The sequence below is a fragment of the Labilibaculum euxinicum genome, assembly GCF_963678175.1.
GTDB lineage: Bacteria > Bacteroidota > Bacteroidia > Bacteroidales > Marinifilaceae > Labilibaculum > Labilibaculum euxinus.
This window is the reverse complement of the sequence record NZ_OY782756.1, coordinates 358,193-378,704: the sequence shown is the minus strand read 5'-3', so window position 1 is coordinate 378,704 and position 20,512 is coordinate 358,193. Positions and strand designations below refer to the sequence as shown.

The 20,512-nt window shown below is 35.8% G+C and carries 17 protein-coding genes and 3 tRNA genes; 8 read left to right on the top strand and 12 right to left on the bottom strand.

Annotated features, from left to right (window positions below; all coding sequences use genetic code 11):
• Window positions 1-93 precede the first annotated feature (93 nt).
• Window positions 94-321 carry a ferredoxin gene (locus ACY0M5_RS01720; RefSeq protein ID WP_461630601.1) on the top strand — a complete coding sequence of 76 codons (228 nt, stop codon included), beginning with the start codon at window positions 94-96 and terminating at the stop codon, window positions 319-321.
• 113 nt (window positions 322-434) lie between these two features.
• Here the strand turns inward: ACY0M5_RS01720 and typA are convergent, their stop codons facing one another.
• A complete protein-coding gene (gene typA / locus ACY0M5_RS01715; RefSeq protein WP_461630600.1) occupies window positions 435-2,231 on the bottom strand; it encodes a translational GTPase TypA in 1,797 nt (598 codons plus the stop codon).
• A 756-nt stretch (window positions 2,232-2,987) separates the two neighbouring features.
• Between typA and ACY0M5_RS01710 the strand changes: the two genes are divergently transcribed.
• The 3 genes from ACY0M5_RS01710 (at window position 2,988) to ACY0M5_RS01700 (ending at window position 7,450) form a co-directional block, all read left to right on the top strand.
• On the top strand, window positions 2,988-5,540 hold the full coding sequence (locus tag ACY0M5_RS01710) for a TonB-dependent receptor (protein WP_461630599.1): 2,553 nt from the start codon (window positions 2,988-2,990) through the stop codon (window positions 5,538-5,540).
• Window positions 5,541-5,573: 33 nt separating this feature from the next.
• Complete coding sequence (locus ACY0M5_RS01705) at window positions 5,574-6,974, top strand: hypothetical protein (protein WP_461630598.1); 1,401 nt, start codon at window positions 5,574-5,576, stop codon at window positions 6,972-6,974.
• Window positions 6,975-7,099: 125 nt separating this feature from the next.
• Window positions 7,100-7,450, top strand: a complete 351-nt coding sequence (locus tag ACY0M5_RS01700; protein WP_461631700.1) for a DUF4469 domain-containing protein — start codon at window positions 7,100-7,102, stop codon at window positions 7,448-7,450.
• 285 nt (window positions 7,451-7,735) lie between these two features.
• On the opposite strand, the gene ACY0M5_RS01695 is transcribed toward ACY0M5_RS01700, so the two are convergent.
• From ACY0M5_RS01695 to ACY0M5_RS01665, 7 genes are all read right to left on the bottom strand, one after another.
• The gene (locus ACY0M5_RS01695; RefSeq protein WP_461630597.1) at window positions 7,736-9,481 is read right to left on the bottom strand and encodes an endonuclease; all 1,746 of its coding nucleotides are present in this window, start codon (window positions 9,479-9,481) and stop codon (window positions 7,736-7,738) included.
• Window positions 9,482-9,727: 246 nt separating this feature from the next.
• Window positions 9,728-11,161: an MFS transporter gene (locus tag ACY0M5_RS01690; RefSeq protein ID WP_461630596.1), complete on the bottom strand. Its 1,434-nt coding sequence runs from the start codon at window positions 11,159-11,161 to the stop codon at window positions 9,728-9,730.
• Window positions 11,162-11,195: 34 nt separating this feature from the next.
• Entirely contained in the window at window positions 11,196-11,939 is a 744-nt protein-coding gene (locus tag ACY0M5_RS01685; protein ID WP_461630595.1) for a phosphatase PAP2 family protein, read from the bottom strand.
• Window positions 11,940-12,079: 140 nt separating this feature from the next.
• Window positions 12,080-12,382: a GIY-YIG nuclease family protein gene (locus ACY0M5_RS01680; RefSeq protein WP_101310279.1), complete on the bottom strand. Its 303-nt coding sequence runs from the start codon at window positions 12,380-12,382 to the stop codon at window positions 12,080-12,082.
• A 96-nt stretch (window positions 12,383-12,478) separates the two neighbouring features.
• Window positions 12,479-12,552 (bottom strand) — tRNA-Asn (locus ACY0M5_RS01675).
• 47 nt (window positions 12,553-12,599) lie between these two features.
• Window positions 12,600-12,673 (bottom strand) — tRNA-Asn (locus ACY0M5_RS01670).
• A 47-nt stretch (window positions 12,674-12,720) separates the two neighbouring features.
• Window positions 12,721-12,794: transfer RNA gene (locus tag ACY0M5_RS01665), tRNA-Asn, on the bottom strand.
• A gap of 371 nt (window positions 12,795-13,165) precedes the next feature.
• Between ACY0M5_RS01665 and kbl the strand changes: the two genes are divergently transcribed.
• Window positions 13,166-14,356, top strand: a complete 1,191-nt coding sequence (kbl, locus tag ACY0M5_RS01660; protein WP_124993567.1) for a glycine C-acetyltransferase — start codon at window positions 13,166-13,168, stop codon at window positions 14,354-14,356.
• A gap of 86 nt (window positions 14,357-14,442) precedes the next feature.
• Window positions 14,443-15,072 (top strand): OmpW family outer membrane protein, encoded by a 630-nt coding sequence (locus tag ACY0M5_RS01655; RefSeq protein WP_461630594.1) that lies wholly within the window; start codon window positions 14,443-14,445, stop codon window positions 15,070-15,072.
• Here ACY0M5_RS01655 and ACY0M5_RS01650 read toward each other — a convergent pair.
• The 4 genes from ACY0M5_RS01650 to ACY0M5_RS01635 form a co-directional block, all read right to left on the bottom strand.
• Complete coding sequence (locus ACY0M5_RS01650) at window positions 15,069-15,683, bottom strand: deoxynucleoside kinase (protein ID WP_124993565.1); 615 nt, start codon at window positions 15,681-15,683, stop codon at window positions 15,069-15,071. The two genes, ACY0M5_RS01655 and ACY0M5_RS01650, sit on opposite strands and share 4 nt — an antisense overlap.
• 95 nt (window positions 15,684-15,778) lie before the next feature.
• Window positions 15,779-16,393: a deoxynucleoside kinase gene (locus ACY0M5_RS01645; RefSeq protein WP_320020100.1), complete on the bottom strand. Its 615-nt coding sequence runs from the start codon at window positions 16,391-16,393 to the stop codon at window positions 15,779-15,781.
• 98 nt (window positions 16,394-16,491) lie between these two features.
• The gene (locus ACY0M5_RS01640) at window positions 16,492-17,262 is read right to left on the bottom strand and encodes a hypothetical protein (protein ID WP_461630593.1); all 771 of its coding nucleotides are present in this window, start codon (window positions 17,260-17,262) and stop codon (window positions 16,492-16,494) included.
• A gap of 6 nt (window positions 17,263-17,268) precedes the next feature.
• The gene (locus ACY0M5_RS01635) at window positions 17,269-18,780 is read right to left on the bottom strand and encodes a GH3 auxin-responsive promoter family protein (protein WP_461630592.1); all 1,512 of its coding nucleotides are present in this window, start codon (window positions 18,778-18,780) and stop codon (window positions 17,269-17,271) included.
• 134 nt (window positions 18,781-18,914) lie between these two features.
• Here ACY0M5_RS01635 and ACY0M5_RS01630 point away from each other — a divergent pair, with 134 nt between their 5' ends.
• Both ACY0M5_RS01630 and ACY0M5_RS01625 read left to right on the top strand, forming a co-directional pair.
• Window positions 18,915-19,457: a CvpA family protein gene (locus tag ACY0M5_RS01630; protein ID WP_197092701.1), complete on the top strand. Its 543-nt coding sequence runs from the start codon at window positions 18,915-18,917 to the stop codon at window positions 19,455-19,457.
• Complete coding sequence (locus ACY0M5_RS01625; RefSeq protein ID WP_461630591.1) at window positions 19,457-20,485, top strand: DUF3667 domain-containing protein; 1,029 nt, start codon at window positions 19,457-19,459, stop codon at window positions 20,483-20,485. The genes ACY0M5_RS01630 and ACY0M5_RS01625 overlap by 1 nt, the downstream gene beginning before the upstream one ends.
• The last annotated feature ends 27 nt before the right edge of the window (window positions 20,486-20,512 follow it).

Below are 20,512 nucleotides of genomic sequence, written 5' to 3'. Positions count from 1 at the left end.
GTCTGTAAAACAGCAATTTAAGTTTAATTTAAAATTATCTTATATTTGAAGATTATAAAAAAATCAATATTAAGCAGGGGTGTTATTAAAAAAATGACAAGAATAAAGCATTTTAGAGATAGGTGTATAGGTTGTGCTTATTGTGTGGGAGTAGCACCTGAATTTTGGGAGATGTGTACTGAAGATGGCAGATGTGACCTGATTGGCTCGATAAGGAAGAGAGATTGTTACGAATTAGAAATTTTTAATGATGAGGTTCAGAAAAATAGGAAAGCAGCCGATATTTGTCCAGGCAAATGTATTCGGGTGGAAACCAATTAATGGAATTAGCAGGGGAAAACCTGGTATTTTAGAATGTAAAAAGAGCGATTTCACAACAAGGAAATCGCTCTTTTAAAATATTGCGTTTTTAAATTTCAGTTGAAATTAAAAAATTATTTGCCTGATCTTTTACGATCGGTTTCTTTAAGAAGTATTTTTCTTAAACGGATTGAGTTAGGAGTAACCTCAACATACTCGTCACCTTGGATGTATTCCAATGCTTCTTCAAGAGAGTGAGTGATCGGAGGTGATAATCTCACCTTATCATCAGTACCTGAAGTACGCATGTTGGTTAGTTTTTTTGTTTTAGTTACGTTAATAACCAAGTCGCCGGCACGATTGTTTTCTCCAATTACCTGACCTTCATAAATTTCAACCGTTGGGGCAACGAAAAATGTACCTCGGTCTTGTAGTTTATTTAAAGCATAAGCAAAAGTTAATCCGGTTTCCATAGCAATTAACGATCCGTTAACACGGCCTGGAATTGGGCCTTTGTGCGGTTGGTATTCAAGAAAACGATGAGATATTACAGCTTCGCCGGCAGTAGCAGTCAACATCTGATTTCTTAAACCAATAATACCTCTTGATGGGATATGGAATTCAAGGTGAATACGATCCGCCTTACGTTCCATAGTCAGCATTTCTCCTTTACGTTGAGTTACGATCTCAATTGCTTTTCCTGAAACATCTTCCGGAAGATCGATGAATAGGAACTCAACTGGCTCACATTTTTCACCACCAATTTCTTTGATGATAACCTGTGGTTGTCCAACTTGAATTTCGTATCCTTCACGACGCATGGTTTCGATTAGTACAGACAAATGAAGAACACCACGTCCGAATACAATATATGAATCTGCAGAATCAGTTTTTTCAACTCTAAGAGCTAAATTCTTTTCCAGTTCTTTATTTAGTCGGTCAATTAAGTGACGGGAAGTAACGAATTTACCATCTTTTCCATAAAAAGGAGAATTGTTGATCGTAAATAACATACTCATTGTAGGTTCATCAATGGCGATTGGTTTTAGAGGTTCCGGGTTTTCAACGCTGCAAATAGAATCTCCAATATCAAAACCTTCAATACCTACTAATGCGCATATTTCTCCGGAAGCAACAGATTGAACTCTTTCTTTGCCCAGTCCCGTAAAGATATGTAGTTCTTTAATTCGTTGTTTTTTGATGCTTCCATCAGGTTTAACCAAACAAACATCCATTCCTTCACGAATCTCTCCCCGGTGAACTCGCCCTACGGCGATACGTCCAACATAAGCTGAGTAGTCAAGAGATGTGATAAGCATTTGCGGCGTACCGTTAATGGTTTTTGGCTCAGGGATGAACTCGATTACCGCATCTAAAATTGCTGTAATATCGGTCGTCGGCTTTTGCCAGTCTTTCGACATCCAACCTTGTTTGGCCGAGCCGTAGATGGTTGGGAAATCCAATTGCTCTTCAGTAGCCTCTAAATTAAACATCAATTCGAAAACCTGCTCCTGAACTTCTTCCGGTCTGCAGTTTGGTTTGTCAACTTTGTTAACAACCACAACAGGTTTAAGACCTAAAGCTAAAGCTTTTTGCAGTACAAAACGAGTTTGAGGCATAGTTCCTTCAAAAGCATCTACAAGCAGTAATACCCCATCAGCCATATTCAAAACACGCTCAACTTCTCCACCAAAATCCGAGTGACCGGGAGTGTCTATGATATTAATCTTTACACCATTGTATTCAAGAGAAACGTTCTTCGACAAGATGGTGATTCCTCTCTCTCTTTCCAGGTCGTTATTATCAAGGATTAAATCACCTGGGTTCTCATTTTTTCTAAAAATGTTACTATGCATTATCATTTTGTCAACCAAAGTGGTTTTTCCATGGTCAACGTGGGCGATAATCGCAATGTTTCTCAATTTCCTCATCTTGTATTTTATTAATTTGAGAAAAAATATCCTCTAAAAGCTAATGAAATGGGATATTGTGTTCTCTTTCTTTTTATTGTACTAGTCAAATTGAACATTCATCTAATCATCACATTCGTTGAAATTGTTGTGAGTGAATCGATTGCGCCGCTCAAAATGCGGCTGCAAAAGTACGCTTTATTTTTGAAAATATTCTTTTCATGTAGATTTAATTTTGTTTTAGATATTAATTTAATTCTTTCCTTTAATTTAATGTTAAATTAACAAATCGTTGCTGATGAAATTGTTTCTTTGTGATGTCAACGATATTTAGTGATTATCTAATTTAGAATTGAAATAAGTAGCAAGTTATGGCATCAGAGTAAAAACTTTACAGTCCTTATATATTCTAAATTGTAAATAATAACTTTTTTATTGAGATGTTAAAATAAGTTTTAAACTAAGTTTTTGGTTAATTTTGCGATTATGGATTTCGAAAGAAAAATATTATCTTCCGTATCCATTTTTTGACAGACCTATTTGGTTAAAACTTTTGTTCTTTTTTTTTGTGATTGTTGAAAAACTGTCCCTGTTTCAGGTTTGAAATGAACTTTTTCGATGAAGAGCTAAAAGAGGAAGACGAACGGTTATTATTAGTCCGTCGAATTTTTGTTAAATAGTTAAAAAGCAACCATTTTTGTAATCCTTTTCTCCAGGAAATGTGAGATGATTTTGTGGCGACATTGCCACACAATTACTAACCTAACAAATTGTTTTATGAAAAATGCTATGAGAAGTATTTTGACAATGGCAGCAATTATGATGTTGTCCATTGCAGCTATTGCTCAAACCACTGTAAAAGGTGTAGTCGTAGATGGTAGTACCAACGAAAGTTTGCCGGGTGCTTCTATTGTTGTTGCCGGAACAACTTCCGGTACCGTTTCAGGTTTTGATGGCTCGTTTGCTTTTGAATTGCCAAAAGGAGCTACAAAGCTTGTTGTAAGTTTCGTGGGATTTCTTGACAAAGAAATTACCTTAAAAGGTGCTCAGGATTTAGGAACTATTAAGTTGGAATCTGATGCTATTGGTTTAAAGGAAGTAAGCATTATGGCTTCAGTTGTTACTGATCGCCAAACTCCTATTTCTGTATCAACGATTAGTGCAGAACTAATTGAAAATAAATTAGGAGCTCAGGAATATCCTGAAATTTTAAAATCTACTCCTTCAATTTATACTTCGAAAGAAGGTGGAGGATTTGGTGATGCTTCTGTTTATGTTCGTGGATTTGACTCGAATAATGTTGGAGTATTAATTAATGGTATCCCTGTTAACGATATGGAATCTGGTAAAGTGTATTGGTCTAACTGGGCTGGTCTTTCTGATGTTTCTAGAACAATGCAGGTTCAAAGAGGTCTAGGTGCATCTAAATTAGGCTTGTCTTCTGTTGGGGGAACAATTAATATCCTAACGAGATCTACTGATGCTAAAAAAGGTGGTGTTGTTAAATCTTCTGTTGCGAACGATGGATATAGAAAACAATTGTTTTCAGTATCAACAGGTATGATGGATAATGGATGGGCTGTTACTTTGTTAGGTTCTCATACTTATGGTAATGGGTACGTAAAAGGTACTGATTTTGATGCTTGGTCATACTACGCAAATGTTTCGAAAAAGATTAATGACAAACACACAATGTCATTTATGATTACTGGAGCTCCTCAATGGCACAATCAAAGAGGAAATAAGCATACAATCGAGCAGTATCGTAATCACAAAGATGAGTTTAAATTCAATTCTGATTATGGTATACGTGAAGGAAAAATTTACGGTGGTGGATATGGTTACAACTATTACCACAAACCTCAAGCACAGTTGAATCACTATTGGAAAATGGATGAGAAAACTTCTTTGACTACATCTCTTTATGCTTCTGTAGGTACAGGTGGTGGTCGTCGTGTATCAGGAAATAAAGATTCGTGGTTAGGAGTTGATAATAAGACTGGTTTAGATAAGGATGATATCATGAGAACAGCAGACGGTTTATTAGACTATGATGCTGTTGCAGCCGCAAATGCAACTTATGTAACAGAAGGTTCTCAGGCAATTATTGGGAATTCTGTAAATAATCACTCTTGGTATGGCTTATTGTCTAACTTGACTCGCCAATATAAAGAATTCACTTTTACCGGAGGTATCGATGCTCGTTACTATGTGGGAGAACACTATAGAGAAGTTGATGATTTATTAGGCGGTGCATTCTTTTTGGACGATACGAATATGAATCGTGATGAAAATGCAAAGTTGAAGAAAGGCGATAAGTATTCTTACTACAATGATGGTAAAGTATTGTACACTGGATTGTTTGGTCAGTCAGAATACGTAGGTGATAATTTTACTGGTTTTGTATCAGTTGCAGTATCAAGAAAATCATACAAGCGTGTTGATTATTTCCAATATGCACCGGGAAATCAGGAAACTGACTGGGAGCATTTCTTTCCTTGGAACGTAAAAGGTGGAATTAGTTATAAAATTAACTCTATCCATACTGTTTTTGCTAATGGTGGTTACGTTCAAAGAACCCCTTATTTCACTAATGTATTTATTAACTATGGTAACACAGTTAATGATGATGTGAAGTATGAAAAAATTATTACTGCTGAATTAGGATATAAGTATAACGCACCAAACTTTAATGCTGCTGTTACTCTTTACAGAACAGATTGGAAAGATCGTGGTTTAGTAAAATCTTATGGTGACGAGGTTGCTAATATTTCTGGATTGAATCAGCTACACCAAGGTATAGAGGTGGAAGCAGAATACAAGCCTTCTAAGAAATTAACTGTAAAAGGTATGCTTTCTATTGGAGATTGGACATATACTGATGATGTAAATGCTAAGATTATTGATGAAGAAACTCGTGAGGTAACTGATGAGTTCAATGCTTATCTTAAGGATGTACACGTTGGTAACTCAGCACAATTTAGTGGAGCTCTTTCTGTTAGCTATGAAGTTTTACCTAAGTTAAGAGTTAGTGCTGACTATTTGTATTATGGAAATCACTATGCTGATTTTGATGCTACAAAAAGAAATAACGCTAGCTTTATTGGTGATTCGTACAAGATGCCAGAAGTTGGTCTTGTGGATCTTGGATTTAACTACAGATTTAAAATTGCTGGTTTAAATGCATCTATTTATGGTAATGTAAATAACGTATTAGATACTGAATATATTTCTAAAGCGCAGGATGGTACAGAGCATATGTCTAGTGATGCATTAGTTTATTATGGATTTGGTAGAAACTGGTCAACTGGTTTGAAAATTAAGTTCTAAGATTAAGTTGTTTAAATCTAAAAATTAAGACAAATGAAAAAAATATTATATATGGTATCATTTCTTGCATTGATATTCACTTCTTGTGATCCAATGGAAGATACGTATGATGAATTAGATAATTTAAGAGAGCCTTATAAGCAAGATATTGAATTCACATTTGCAGATGCAGATTACGTGACACTTGGAGAATTAGCTTTGGAAGTTGCTAAAACTGATGATGAAAAGGATGATGCAGAATCTATTGGGAAGTATAAGAATTTTAGTAAATATCTTCCTGCTGCAAATTATATTCCTCTGTTTTTGGAATCAGAATATGCAACTTTGGAGTTGAATTCTTCAGCTAAGGTAACTTACAAGTACTATCAAGGTAGTTTATATTATTTGAGAGATTACGCTGATTATATTGATGGAATTGCTGAAATGGATGATTATTACTTATCTACAGCTGATTATGATTCTATGGGTACGGGCGATGATGAGCCAGGAAAATACAATAATTTTTCCTCTTCAATTGATCCCGCTGATTACTTACCAGATTTCTTATTGGTAAAATATCCGGATGCAGTTGAGGACGATGAACAAGCAATTAGTTATAAATATTATGATTCAGGGACAACAACAACGATTACAGAAGTTTGGATTTTTGATGGATCAGTTTGGGCTGAGAAAGATGCTCCAGAGCTTCCTGAGGGGGTTACTTTGTATGAGCTAACTGCTGATGATTATGATTCGATGGGAGCGCCAGGAAGTCATGATAATTTCTCAGCATCGGATGATCCTGCAGTGTATCTTCCAAAATTCATGAATATTAAGTTTGCATATGCTGTAGAAGGTGATAAAATTGCTACGCAATATCGTTTTTTCAAAGGAAAAATTGATGGGAAGTATGTTACTGTAACTGAGCTTAGAGAGTTTACATTTGATGGTACTGTGTGGAATGAATATGAGTCTACTATCGATGTAACAGGTCAATATTTGAATGTTAAAGATGGTTGGGTATTTGATCCTACTACTGCTTTCACTATGACTTCAGATGATTATCAGATGATTGTTGATTATTCTATTTCTGCACATGGTAAAACATCCAAGTATAGTGATTCTGAATATTACTATGGAGCAAGTGGAAAATATTCTAATTTCGATTTAAGATTGAAAAATAGAAACACCGTTGATTTCCCTATGCCAGAGTTTGCGGATTTAAGTACTGAAGCTGCTATCGCATTAACAATGGAGAGAATGAAAGAAGGTGTTGCTGCTTTATTAACTGTGAAATATCCAAATGCAGTTACTCAAGTTAGTGGAATTGATGTTTTCTACTTGGTAGATGTTAAAGCTTACAAAGAAGATTTAACCGATGGATTCTATACATTAAAATTCCAGTGTACTAAAGCAGGACCTAATCCTGAATTTACTTACATTGAAGGTTTATAGTATTTAAATCTTATATATATATGAAAAGCCCGAATCCATTGGATTCGGGCTTTTTTATTTCTATTGTTTAAGCTGTATTCAAATGAGGTGTTTTGATTGGTGAATTGACATAAACACAGGTTGATATTGTTGGTACCGCCACTACCGAACCCGTAATAGGAAAAGTAATCGATAGCCTAATAAAGGCCGAAGATAGCACCATTACCCCGGGTAATGTGATCTCGATACAGGGGAACAGACTAAAAATAGCAGGCGATGATGATATTGTAGGTGTGTATCTAATCAATCAGAATGATGACAGCCACCATAAGTGTGCACAAATTATTACCAATGAACCTAGGCAGCTGCTGGTGATGTTGCCCGCGCTGGCGGTTGGTGATTATACTTTGGAGATTGTTACACAATTTTCTGCGAACAGCCTATTGCTTAAAGAGCCTCGTGAAATACAATTTGAGCAGATTTTGATTGTTGATTAAATCGATGGGATTTTCTGTATTTTAATCCGGTTAGATGGTATTCTATCTGGATTTTTTTTGATCTCAATATGTAAATTTTGGTGGCGAAAGTATTCCCTGTATGCACATGACTACCTGCTGGTGTGTCCATATGATACCCCCTTCATGTGTAGGTATGACCAGCTCCTAATGTGTACGCATCGTGATCCTCTGTTTCAAACCTTTTGCCTGACACCGGAATACGCAAGAACAAAAATGGCCGCATCCGAAAAGGAAACAGCCATTTGTATTTGTTTACATGAAGTTTTAGCGCTTCATCAGTTTCTTTGTTATCCGATTGCCATCTGATGAAATAAAGGTCACAAAATACATCCCTTTTGGCAATTTACTAATGGAGATTCGTGTATCAGGTGATTTTATTTCCATGATATTTCGCCCGGTTAAGTTCGAGATATACATCGATTCTACATCATTCATATTTTTCAGTCGGATTTCATTCACAGCTGGGTTCGGGTAGAATGATGGAATTCCATCGGTACGTAAATCATCAATTCCAGTAGGGTTTTCGGTAGTGAAAGACCAGTCTGTAGGGGTGCTAATGCCAGCAAAAGCTATACCCTGAGCACTTACAAATGCATTATTATCAATGTTAATGTAGTATTCGGTTCCTGTTTCCAGATCATCTGATAAATCAATACTAACTTGTGTGCCGTTATAGGTTACCAAAGCGTCGGAAGCTGCAATTGCTGTTTCACTTCCATTGGTAAGGATGCGAATTGAACCATTTCCAGCTTGTACCTCTTTATCAAATGTAATTTTTAAATTGGTGCTTATTGGAATATTTTCACTCTTATCAGCTGGTGTGAATTCGGTAATTACAGGAGGAGTGTAGGTTGCAGTAAAATTCCATATCGTTTTGTCTGAAATCCCATCAAAAGCATTCGAGGAAGCATCGGTTACTACGCCGTTATCAATAACGACATAGTATCTAACTCCTTCTTCGTATTTGGCTTCGGAGTTTATTAATAGCTGATTGCCTGAATAAGTTAATCTGGCGCTTGGAATTGTTAGTGTTTCAAAAGTTGTTTCGTCATTGTATCTTTTGATGGTAACACTGCCTGTTCCTTCTTTTATATCTTCATTAAATTTGATAATGAGATTTGCTGTTAAAGAAACTCCAGAAGATTCATTAACAGGAGAAAATTCGGTAATAGCAGGACTCTCGGTATCAATGGCAGTGGTCCAAATTTCGTCAGCCCATTCGGGATAATCAATAAACGGGTTTCTATTGCCTTGAATCGTATAAACTTTTTCGTTTCTTGTTTTTTCGGTCTCGTCAACCGGATCCTGTGTATTCCAAATTAATAGAGTGGATAGTTTACCAAAGAAAGGAGCAGAGTAATTATCCATGCTGTAAGTCATGTCATTGGTCATTTCCAGATCGGGATCACCATTTTCACCCTCGTAACATACGGCCATGTATAATATCATTCGGGCAATGTCCCCCTTCACTGCATCGCGGGGTTCCCAGGAGTCTCCGTCAAACTTGCATTCTGTAGCTTCAGAATGAGTCGTTCCGCCATTGTCAAAAAATTTATTGCTTCGATCAGTATTTACACTTCGGTCGCAGGCCCTAAGGTGGTGAATGTCGGTTCCAGCCCCACGCTCCGTTCCAAAATCGCCATGCGATTTAGCCCAGATGTGTTCTCTGTTCCATGAATCAGGATCATTACTTACTCCATCATCTTGTCTTGTTTTCACTTCACTTCTTCCAGTATAAATTAGAAGAATATTGTCTGTATTAGTTGGATCTTCATCCGTTATTTTAAGAGCTTCCCAAACATTGTATTGGTCACCGGCATCCTTAGTTGTGTAAGGCAGTTCGGTATGATTTCTAATAATCGAATGCAATGCAGTCTTCAATTCATCACCTGTTTTTCCGGCAGCATTTTGGTAGTATTCTTCAATAGAGGTCTGAGCTGTTGCCGAAAGTGCAAATGCAACAAAAACAGAGAGGAAAAATAAAATTTTTACGTGTAGAGTTCTTATCATATAATATGCCTTAACATGTTATTAATTTGGTTGGGTAGCATAAAAATGGTTGAGTGTTTTTTTTAGTACGAATAAATCAGCAAAAAGTGACTTTGTTTGTTGATTTATTTCGTCTGCAAATTAAAAAATATAATGCAGAAGTCCTTGCCAATCTCAATAGTTTTGATGAAGAAGACAAAAAAAATCCCACCGGAGTGGGATTCGCTGTTTTGTAATCAGCAATATGATGACTTTAATTGTGATCTGTTATGCTTTCTTGTTCAGTAGCAATCTATCGTAAAAATAGAGAGCCAGAACTGCGAAAAGGCCAATCGCTAAAATCACATACCATATTTTCGATGGATTATATGAAGACCACAAATAGTTTGTTAATTCGTTTGGGGTCATGCTCATTGATTCTGCCGCACGATTGAAATATTCGTTTTGTGAGAGACTTTCAGAAATTTCAAGACCTCTTTTAGCTACTTCTTGCTTTACAAATAAGGTTTTGTCTGACATATCCTGATAAACGTTACCTGAAATAAAACCGGCAAATACATTTCCAAGGAATACTGGAATGAATGAATACCCCATGTAAAGAGCTTTTTTATCAGCAGGAGCAATTCGTCCGATGTATTCGGTAATTTTTGGAGATCCGGCCATTTCACCAATTGCAAAGATGTAGATTGCGGCAAAAGTAAATAGTACATTTTGGGTGAAAAGAGTAAGTGACATTCCAATTGCACAAACCAAAAATCCAGTCATCATTGTTTTAAGTGGTTGCCATTTCATAACAATGGTTGATACAATGAGTTGAAAAATGATGATGAATAGGGCATCAAAATTTGTAATGAACTCCGCTTCCATTTGTCCGTTATGAGTACCGTAATTTTCACTGAAGAAAGGTATTGTATTATGAAAGAAATTAAAAACAACTGATGTATCAACCCATTGAGCAATAAAAACAGGAAGAGTAAAAAATAATTGATTGTACATCGTCCAGAAACCTGCAATAATCAGTAAAAAAAGCATAAATTTTAAATCGACCACTACCAGACCTATGTTTTTAAAAACATTAGCGATTGAAACACCCAAAGTATCGTTATTAGGTTTACGATTGGGTTCTTTATAGAATAGCAGCAATATAAAGTTGAGTGCCACAATACCTGCGGAGATGTAAAAGACCAGGTTGTATGAGGAATTCTTGAATAGTAGTGTAACCATTGGGCCAAAGAAAGCGCCAATATTCACCATCATGTAGAAAATACCAAATCCGATTGAGGCAGTCTCATCGGTGGTAGTTTTAGCGATTGTTGCCGATATGATAGGTTTAAAAAGTGCTGCTCCTAATGCCAAATAAAGATACATGATAAAAACTCCGGTAAAAGTATCGAACATTGGCAACAGAATAAAAGCAGAAGTGTAGATGATAAATGCTAAGAATAATACTTTTTTATATCCGTATTTGTCTGCAATCGATCCTGTTAATATTGGGAGGAAGTATAGGATTCCAGTACCGATTCCCATGATCATACCCTTTTGGACTTGAGTAAATTCAAGACCTCCGGCATCTGAAGATCCGGTAAGGTAATTTGCAAAAAGCATGAAAAAACCATACCATGCCCATCTTTCGAATAGTTCTATGGAGTTTGCAACCCAAAAGGTTTTCGGGAATTTTTTAAAGACACTTGTTAAGCTCATAATATTGGGTTTTGGGTTGTATGAATTTGTTTGGTTAAAATTTGATTACAATTCCATTTCCATCGAAAATGACAGATTGGTTTTTTCTTTTGTGAAAATAAAGGCCTGCAAAATAGCCAATTCCTCCTCCTAAAACAACATCGGAAAACCAATGTTTGTTTCGGTACATTCTTGCAAAGCTCACAGAGGCTGGAATCACGTAGATCCACTTGCTGTATTCTTCGGCAAAAGGAGTGAATACTGCCCAGGATACAAAAGCGTGTCCGGAAGGGAATGATTTTGTTTCGTTGCTGGTTCCTCCAAAAGCATTAAAATGCATATTTCCTCTGTTTAAGGATGGTCTGGAGCGACCGGCTATTATTTTTGTGCCTTCGGTTAAGATTGCGGCAGTGATTAAAGCTTTTCCTGAGTTGAGCGCAGTAGTTGAAAGCCTTTCATCCTTAATTGCTGTGCCAATAATCCAGGTCGCAAATGTGGCAGGAGCAATGTATTTTTTCTCACCAAATTCATTAAAGATATTGGTGTAGGAATCTAAAAAGGAATTTTGATTTAATTTCAGGCGTTTGTTCGACCATTCGTCGAGTAGAAATGAAGTGCCTAATAATCCACCAAACACCAATAGATTTTCTTTATTAAAAACCCTTTTGCCTAATCCAGGATTTAGCCGGGTTTTAGGAAATGTAACTGTTGTATCAATTTTTACCTGAGCATATCCATGAGTTGGGATACTTAAAAGCAGGATCAAAAAAAGACATATGGGTAATGAATAGTGTTTCAAAGCGTAGAATTTTTTCAATTCCAACAAAAATAGATGAAAATTTTGGATCGGAGTACCTAAAAAAAGAAAAAGCCACCCGCAATGGATGGCTTTCTGCTCCCTCTCTAGGACTTGAACCTATCCCGACTCGTCGGGACTGATTAACAGTCAGGTGTTGATGATATTAAAAGATCACCAAACATTTGTTCGCCTATCTGTGGATCCAGTAATTGTTCAAGATATTTTCGGCTTTTCATTTTCTTAATTTTTCGTTCAATTTTTAAAGCAAGAGTTTTGTTGTTACCAACTTTAAATGCTTTTTTAAGAATCCATGGTCTGTGTTTAGAAGTGTAACTTGTTCGTATGGGGTTGTTATGCATGAAAATCCGCTTGGAAACATCTTCGGTATATCCTAGATAGTATTTGTCTGATGAAGGAGAGTATAAAATATATATGAAAAACATATAACTAAATTAAGGAAATTTTGGATCTGGAGTCACTTTTGCAGGGAAGAAAAATTAAGGATACGAAAAAAGCCACCCGCAATGGATGGCTTTCGGCTCCCTCTCTAGGACTTGAACCTAGGACCCTCTGATTAACAGTCAGATGCTCTAACCAACTGAGCTAAGAAGGAATACTCTGCTAAAATTGTTTTGAAAGCATTTAGCTTGCTTTTTTTTGCTCCCTCTCTAGGACTTGAACCTAGGACCCTCTGATTAACAGTCAGATGCTCTAACCAACTGAGCTAAGAAGGAATACTCTGCTAAAATTGTTTTGAAAGCATTTAGCTTGCTTTTTTTTGCTCCCTCTCTAGGACTTGAACCTAGGACCCTCTGATTAACAGTCAGATGCTCTAACCAACTGAGCTAAGAAGGAGTATAACTTCCAAATTTTCTTCTGAGTTGCACGAATGACGTACATTCTGGAGGAAAATTGCGATGCAAAACTAATAGGATTTGTTCAATAATACAACATCTGCCGGAATATTTTTTCAAAAAAATGATTTTTTAATCTGAATTTGACTTGTTGCTATCTGTACGTAATGGCTATATGATTGTTTTTCAAGGATTGAGTTTTGCAGGATGAGTTGGTCCGAAAGGAAAATTATTTGTTTAAAAACGGAATTTGATAATAATCAACAACAAAAAAACAGTTTTTGAAAAACTCAGAAGCGAAATTTTATTGTAATTTTGGCTTGGAATTTAGAAACATATTAAACACCTAACACATATAAACAACAAACACTCATGTACGGAAAATTCAAAGATTATTTGGCAGAGGAAATTCAGTCTATTAAAGATGCCGGCTTGTATAAAAACGAAAGAGTTATAACAACTCCACAAGGTGCAGAAATTAAAGTAAATACTGGTAAAACAGTATTAAATTTTTGTGCGAATAACTATCTGGGTTTGTCTTCCAATCCTCGGGTTATGGAGGGAGCTTCAAAAGCTTTAAAGTCGCATGGATATGGAATGTCGTCTGTTCGTTTTATTTGTGGTACAACCGATATTCATAAAGAATTGGAAGAAAAGATTGCGACTTTCTTCGGAACTGAAGATACTATATTGTACGCAGCAGCTTTTGATGCAAACGGCGGCGTTTTTGAACCATTATTCGACAAGGAAGATGCGATTATTTCTGATGAGTTGAATCATGCTTCGATTATTGACGGGGTTCGTTTGTGTAAAGCGGCCAGATATCGTTACAAACATGCTGATATGGAAGACTTGGAGGCCCAGTTAAAGATCTCTCAGGCACAGCGTTTTCGTATAATTGTTACCGACGGAGTTTTCTCAATGGATGGAGATATTGCGAAACTGAATGAAATTTGTGATTTGGCTGATAAGTACAATGCATTAGTTATGGTTGATGATAGTCATGCTTCCGGTTTTATTGGTGATACCGGCCGGGGAACTCACGAATACCATAATTGTATGGATCGTGTTGATATTATCACAAGTACGTTAGGAAAAGCATTGGGTGGAGCTTTAGGCGGATTTACAACTGGTAAAGCAGAAATTATCGATATGTTGCGTCAAAGATCCCGTCCGTATTTATTCTCAAACTCGCTTTCTCCAGTAATTGTAGGAGCTTCATTAGCGGTGTTCGAAATGTTGACCGAATCTACAGAATTACGCGATAAGGTAATTTCAAATTCTAAATATTTCAGAGAAAGATTATTGGCCGCAGGTTTTGATGTAAAACCATCCGAGTCGGCTATTAATGCTTTGATGTTGTACGATGCAGTACTATCACAACAATTTGCAGCTAAATTATTGGAAGAAGGTATTTATGTGATCGGATTTTATTATCCGGTTGTAGCGAAAGGACAAGCAAGAATAAGAATTCAACTTTCTGCTGCGCACACAAAAGAGCATTTGGATAAAGCTTTGGCTGCTTTCATTAAAATTGGAAAAGAATTAAAAGTAATTGAGTAAATTCAATTTAAGATAAGGAAATGGGAGCCAATTTGGTTCCCATTTTTTTGTATTTTAGTGGCTGATAAATTTAAAAAATAGAATCGATGAGGTTTAAATCTACTATATTTTTCCTGTTGGCAATCTGTATTTGTTCTGTAGGAAAAGCTCAGTATTATAAAGATGAAAAGTTTTTAGTTGGTGCTTCTGTTGGTTACCAGCATCCTTTTGGAGATTTAGGAGATCAGGCGAAAGGAGGACCTTCGATTAGATTAACTGGACAAATGATGCTTAATAAGAAGATAGGAGTTGGTGTTGAGCTTGGCTATAGTATTTTAGGACAAGATGATTTTTGGAATGCAGATCATCGTGGAAGTTACAACGTAGATTATAATATTGGTTCAGCTCTGTTAAGAGCGTCTTACTATTTCGATAGTTGGGATCGTGATTTTAGACCTTATGCTTCTCTAGCCTTTGGCTATTTCTACTATAGAAATAAAGTTGATTTTACAGCTATATCAGCTGGAATGGAAAATATAAAAGTTGATATGACTGATAATAAAGTAGGATTAGCTCCAAACATTGGCTTTTTGTATCATCTTTCCGATGAATGGAGCTTTGATATGAATTTGCGATATATTTATATTCCTAATCTCTCAGATTCAATAACTGCATATTCTGGTCTAGATAAGATCTCTCTTCCTGAATTATCAATCGGATTGTTTTACCGTTTTTAAAACAATCCGTGAATTTGAGCCTCTACCTTATCCATAATATTGTTTAAATCTTCAGGATTATCCAGAAAATCAATATTGTCGGCATCTACAATCAATAGTTTGCCACGATTGTAATTCTGAATCCATGTTTCGTATCTGGCATTCAGGTTTTTTAAGTAATCCAGACGGATGGTTTCTTCGTAATTGCGGCCTCTTTTCTGAATTTGATTGACCAATGTAGGAACAGACGATCGCAAATAGATTAGCAAATCGGGAGCTTGAACCATTGATCCCATTAATTCGAACAGGTTGTTGTAATTTTTAAAATCGCGTTGCGACATCAAACCCATATCAAATAAATTCGGAGCAAAAATCATGGCATCTTCATAAATGGTACGATCCTGAATTACATTTTTTCCCGCCTTACGGATTTCCATAATTTGGTTGAACCGACTTTTTAGAAAGTAAATTTGAAGATTGAACGACCATCGTTTCATGTCGTCGTAAAAATCATTTAAATAGGGGTTCTCGTCAACGTCCTCGTAATGAGCCTCCCATCCATATTGTTTTGCAAGCAGTTCGGTAAGGGTAGTTTTACCAGAGCCAATGTTTCCAGCTATTGCGATATGCATAATTTGAAAGAATTATCAGTTTTGAATTATAAATTCGGAATTGGATTTACAAGCCGGACAGTCTTAACCTGTAATCATCAATTCACAGCTTCTTTTTAAAAGAGTCCGTTTAGCTGAGCATCAATTTTGTTGATTACTTCACTTAAGTCTTTAGGGTTTTTCAGGAAATTAATGTTATCCACATCAATAATCAGCAGTTTACCATTTGCATAGCCCGATATCCATGCTTCATAGCGTTCATTTAAACGCTTCAGATAATCTAAACGAATGGTTTCCTCATAATTACGTCCACGCTCCTGAATATGACTTACCAGCGTTGGAATGCTTGCGCGTAAATAAATAAGCAGATCCGGTGGCTGAATTAATGAACTCATGATATTGAAAAGAGACAGATAGTTGTCAAAATCTCTTCTAGGCATTAAACTCATCGATTCCAGATTGGGAGCAAAAATATAGGCATCCTCGTAGATGGTTCTGTCCTGAATGATGTCTTTCCCGGATTTGCGTAAGGCCAAAACCTGATTGAAACGACTATTTAAAAAATGAATCTGAAGAGCGAACGACCATCGCTTCATATCATCGTAAAAATCATTTAAATATGGATTTTCATCAACATCTTCGAAATGAGCTTCCCATCCGTAGTGTTTAGCTAATAATCCGGCTAGTGTAGTTTTACCAGCTCCAATATTTCCGGCAACAGCAATGTGCATATTTATGTTTACTTTGTGTGAAAAAGGCAACTAAAATTAAGAATATTTTTCAGGAATTCAATTGGAAAAAACACCAACAAATTGCAGGTTATTTTTAATCAGAGTGTTAGTGCTTTAATTGATATTGACTTTTTATTGGAGACATACAAATTGTTGTTTTGGATGGTAAGTTGAGCATCTTTTGAATCTTTTAAATTGAAAATTAATTTGTCTTCTTTGGACATTGGCTGAAAGGAATAAATTCCTGATTCAGTTGTGTATAGAAGTGTGTTTTTGGATATTTGGAAGTTTTTGATGCCCGGCAGTGAAATTTTTTTCTTGAATTGGCCGTTCCGATCCAGATTCAGAATTCCCATTTCCGGATAAAGGAGGTACAAATCGTTGTTGTATTCCAGCATTTTATCAGGAATACAATCCTGAAAAAAGGAGTTCAGTAAGCTGCTTTGATTTATTATTTTGCCAATGTCCGAAATATGAATTGCCTGATTGTCATTTGAATTATAAATCCAAAACCCACCATTTGCAGAAGTGCAAACCAATTCGGTTTCGTTATCCGAAAATTCAAATAAATCAATTTCGCCACCAATTTCTGCCAGATTACGGTCCAGAAATAATATTTGATTAAAATCATTGTAAAAAATTAGTATTCGAAGTGGGTTCGAGACATCAATATGACAGATAGAACCCAGCATGGAATTCGAAAAAACGGCCAATTTCTCTCCCTTCGAATTGAATTCCATTAATTCGGACTTATTCACGACAAATATATTGCCTAGGTGATCAACTGAAATAAAATCGTGAACCTGATTGATCTGAACATTATTTTGAGATGGAAACAAAAGAGATATCCAAAGAAGGAATTGCAGCATAAGTAATTAGTTGTTTTTTTGTAGTAGTTCCTCAATTAAATCACGATTATTTGAAAGTCGGGGCACTTTATTCTGACCGCCCAGTTTCCCTTTTTCTTTCAGCCACTGATAAAATAAACCAGGTTTAGCGATGGTAATGTGTGGTTTCTCAAGAGTAATGTTTTTGTATCTTTTTGCCTCATAATCAGAGTTTGCACTCATTAGGGCATTGTCTAATATGAAATTGAATTCGTCAATGTTGCCGGGTGCTTTTTCAAATTCAATTAACCATTGGTGAGCCCCTTTTTGATTCGATGCCATAAACACAGGAGCAGCTGTATACTCTTTAATGATTGAATTGGTTTTGGCACACGCTGTTTGAATTGCCTTTTCGGCATTGTCAATAATTAATTCCTCACCAAAGGCATTGATGAATAGTTTGGTTCTGCCCGAAATCTTAAATTTAAACGGGGCTTTTGACGTAAATCGGATGGTGTCTCCAATTTGATAACGCCACAATCCTCCATTGGTTGTAATAACGATTGCGTAGTTTGTATGAAGTTTTACCTCTTCTAAACTGATGGCTTTTGGATGATCATTGGCCAAACATCCGACAGGAATAAATTCATAATAAATTCCGTAATCCAACATTAAAAGAAGTGAATCATCCAAAGGATTGTCCTGAATTCCGAAAAAACCTTCGGAGGCATTATAAGTCTCCAGATAGTTCATATTCTGCGATGGCAATAATTCTTTAAATTGTTCACGGTAAGGGTCGAAACTAACACCGCCGTGAACAAAAAGTTCAAGATTAGGCCATATTTCGTGAATGTTGTTTTTGCCTGAAGCATTTAAAATATGTTTTAACAGAACCAGAAACCAGGAAGGCACACCAGATAAACTGGTTACATTCTCATTCAGTGTTGCTTCTGTCATTTTATTCAGTTTTTCTTCCCATTCATCCATCAATACAATAGACGTATCAGGTGTTCTTATAAAATCAGCCCAAAAAGGTAAATTTTGAATTAGAATAGCCGACAAATCGCCATAGTAAGAATCATTTTTGATGTTGTTAATCTGATGACTTCCACCAAGTGTTAATCCTTTCCCTCTAAAAATCCCAGTTTCGGGGAACAGAGAAGTATAGATGGCTAAAATGTCTTTTCCTCCTCGAAAGTGACAGTCTTCCAAAGCTTCTTTACTCACCGGAATAAATTTGCTTTTCGAATTGGTGGTGCCTGACGATTTGGCAAACCATTTTATTTCGGAAGGCCAAAAAATATTTTGCTCACCATTCCTAAGTCTGTTAATGTAAGGTTCAATATCTTCATAGGTTTGAACCGGCAATCTATCTTTAAATTCAGAAAGTGTGCGAATACTTTTAAAGTCATACTTTTTTCCCCATTCAGTATTCGAAGCTTGTTCGATTAATTGCGTAAGGGTTTCTTTCTGAGTTTCAATCGGATGATTTTTAAAAAAATCGATCTGAGAGAGTCTTTTCGTATTCAGCCAACTAACAAGAGAGTTTATTAAAGCCATATTTGAATAGTTTACTGATTTAAATATAAAGAAATTTTAATTGAGGTCTTGTTTCTTATCTAAATATTATGCTCAGGTTATGTTGGTTTTTACTTATATTTGGTGATCATTGTCAAATTAGAAACGCATTACAAATGAATATTATCGATATATTGATAGGTATTCCATTGCTTTGGGTAATGGTTAAAGGTTTTAAGAATGGTTTCATCTTTGAGATTGCTACCTTGATTGCTTTAGTATTAGGGATCTATGGTGCCATTCATTTCTCCGATTTTACGGCGCAATTCATAAGGGATCGTTTTAATTACGACTCCGAATATATGGGATACATTTCATTTGGAATCACATTTATTGTCATTGTAATTATTGTTCATATCATTGGCAAGCTTCTCAATTCACTTGTTGAAGCTGTTGCTTTAGGGATGTTTAACCGAATTTTGGGAATGGTATTTGGTTTAATGAAGGGGATTATTATAATCGGTATTATTGTCTATTTTGTTGATTATTTAGATCGGAAATTTGAATTTATTTCAGATGAAAAAAAGGATGAAAGCTACTTATATAGTCCAATGACAACTGTTTCGGAAAAGATGTTTGAATTGTTTAATTCAGATTTTAGTGATACGAAAGAAAAGATTAAGGAAAAAGTGAAAAAAGAACTCCCTCTTGAAGTCTAATGAAAGAAATAATTAAGAAATACATCCAAAAACTTCCCAAAAGGAAAGTTTTTCATTTTGAGGGGTTTTGTGCTAATTGTGAACATTCGGTTAATGGAAGTTTTTGTTCCAATTGTGGTCAGTCGGTAAAAGATTTTCACAGACCTTTTTTTAGTGTTTTGTCCGAATCGCTTGGTGATGCTCTATCGCTTGATAATAAATTTCTTCATACGATAGTCCCGCTATTTGTTCGTCCGGGTTATCTTACCAAAGAATTTATGAAAGGAAAAAGAGCCAGATATACGCCACCTTTTCGACTGTATCTATTTCTTACTTTTTTTGCATTTTTACTGCTTTCCCACAACCACATGCCCGAAACCCAGGCAGAAAAAAACTTTACTTTTACAACAGGGGAAGGAAAAGATGTTGATGTGTTATCCTATTTCGAGGATATGGTTGATGAAAATAAAAACCAGATAGATAGCTTGGAGTCAGATTCTTTGACCAATTCAGAACTAAAAAAAGGATTGTTTAACTTAAATATTAGTCAGGATACTGCACAAACGGCGCAATCAATTACTTTTGGCGGAAAGGGAGGGAAGAATAACAAGTTCGGAAATTCTGATATAAAACGTGTGATTGACATGTGGAAGTTAAATCCGACCTTGATGATGGATAATGTCTATAAAAAATTATCACAAACCTTGCTGATTATACTTCCGGTATTTGCTTTGTTTTTGGCACTGTTTTACATCCGAAGGAAGCATTATTTGTTAGAACATTTATTAATATCACTTAATTTCCATTCTTTTATTTTTGTGATTGTGATTGTTAGTGAGCTGTTGATAATGACTAAGTTAGAGTTTTTTCAGTCGTTTGCTTTTTATCTTTATTTATTGATTCCCGTACAGCTTTTTCTGGCCTTGAAATTTTATTATCGGCAATCATGGATAAAAACAATTGTGAAATTCTTTATGCTTTCTTTTATCTATAATATTTTACTGATATCGGGGATTTTATACAGCTTGATTTCACTGGTTGTTGAATAGAAAAAATTACAGCATAATAAAATGGTA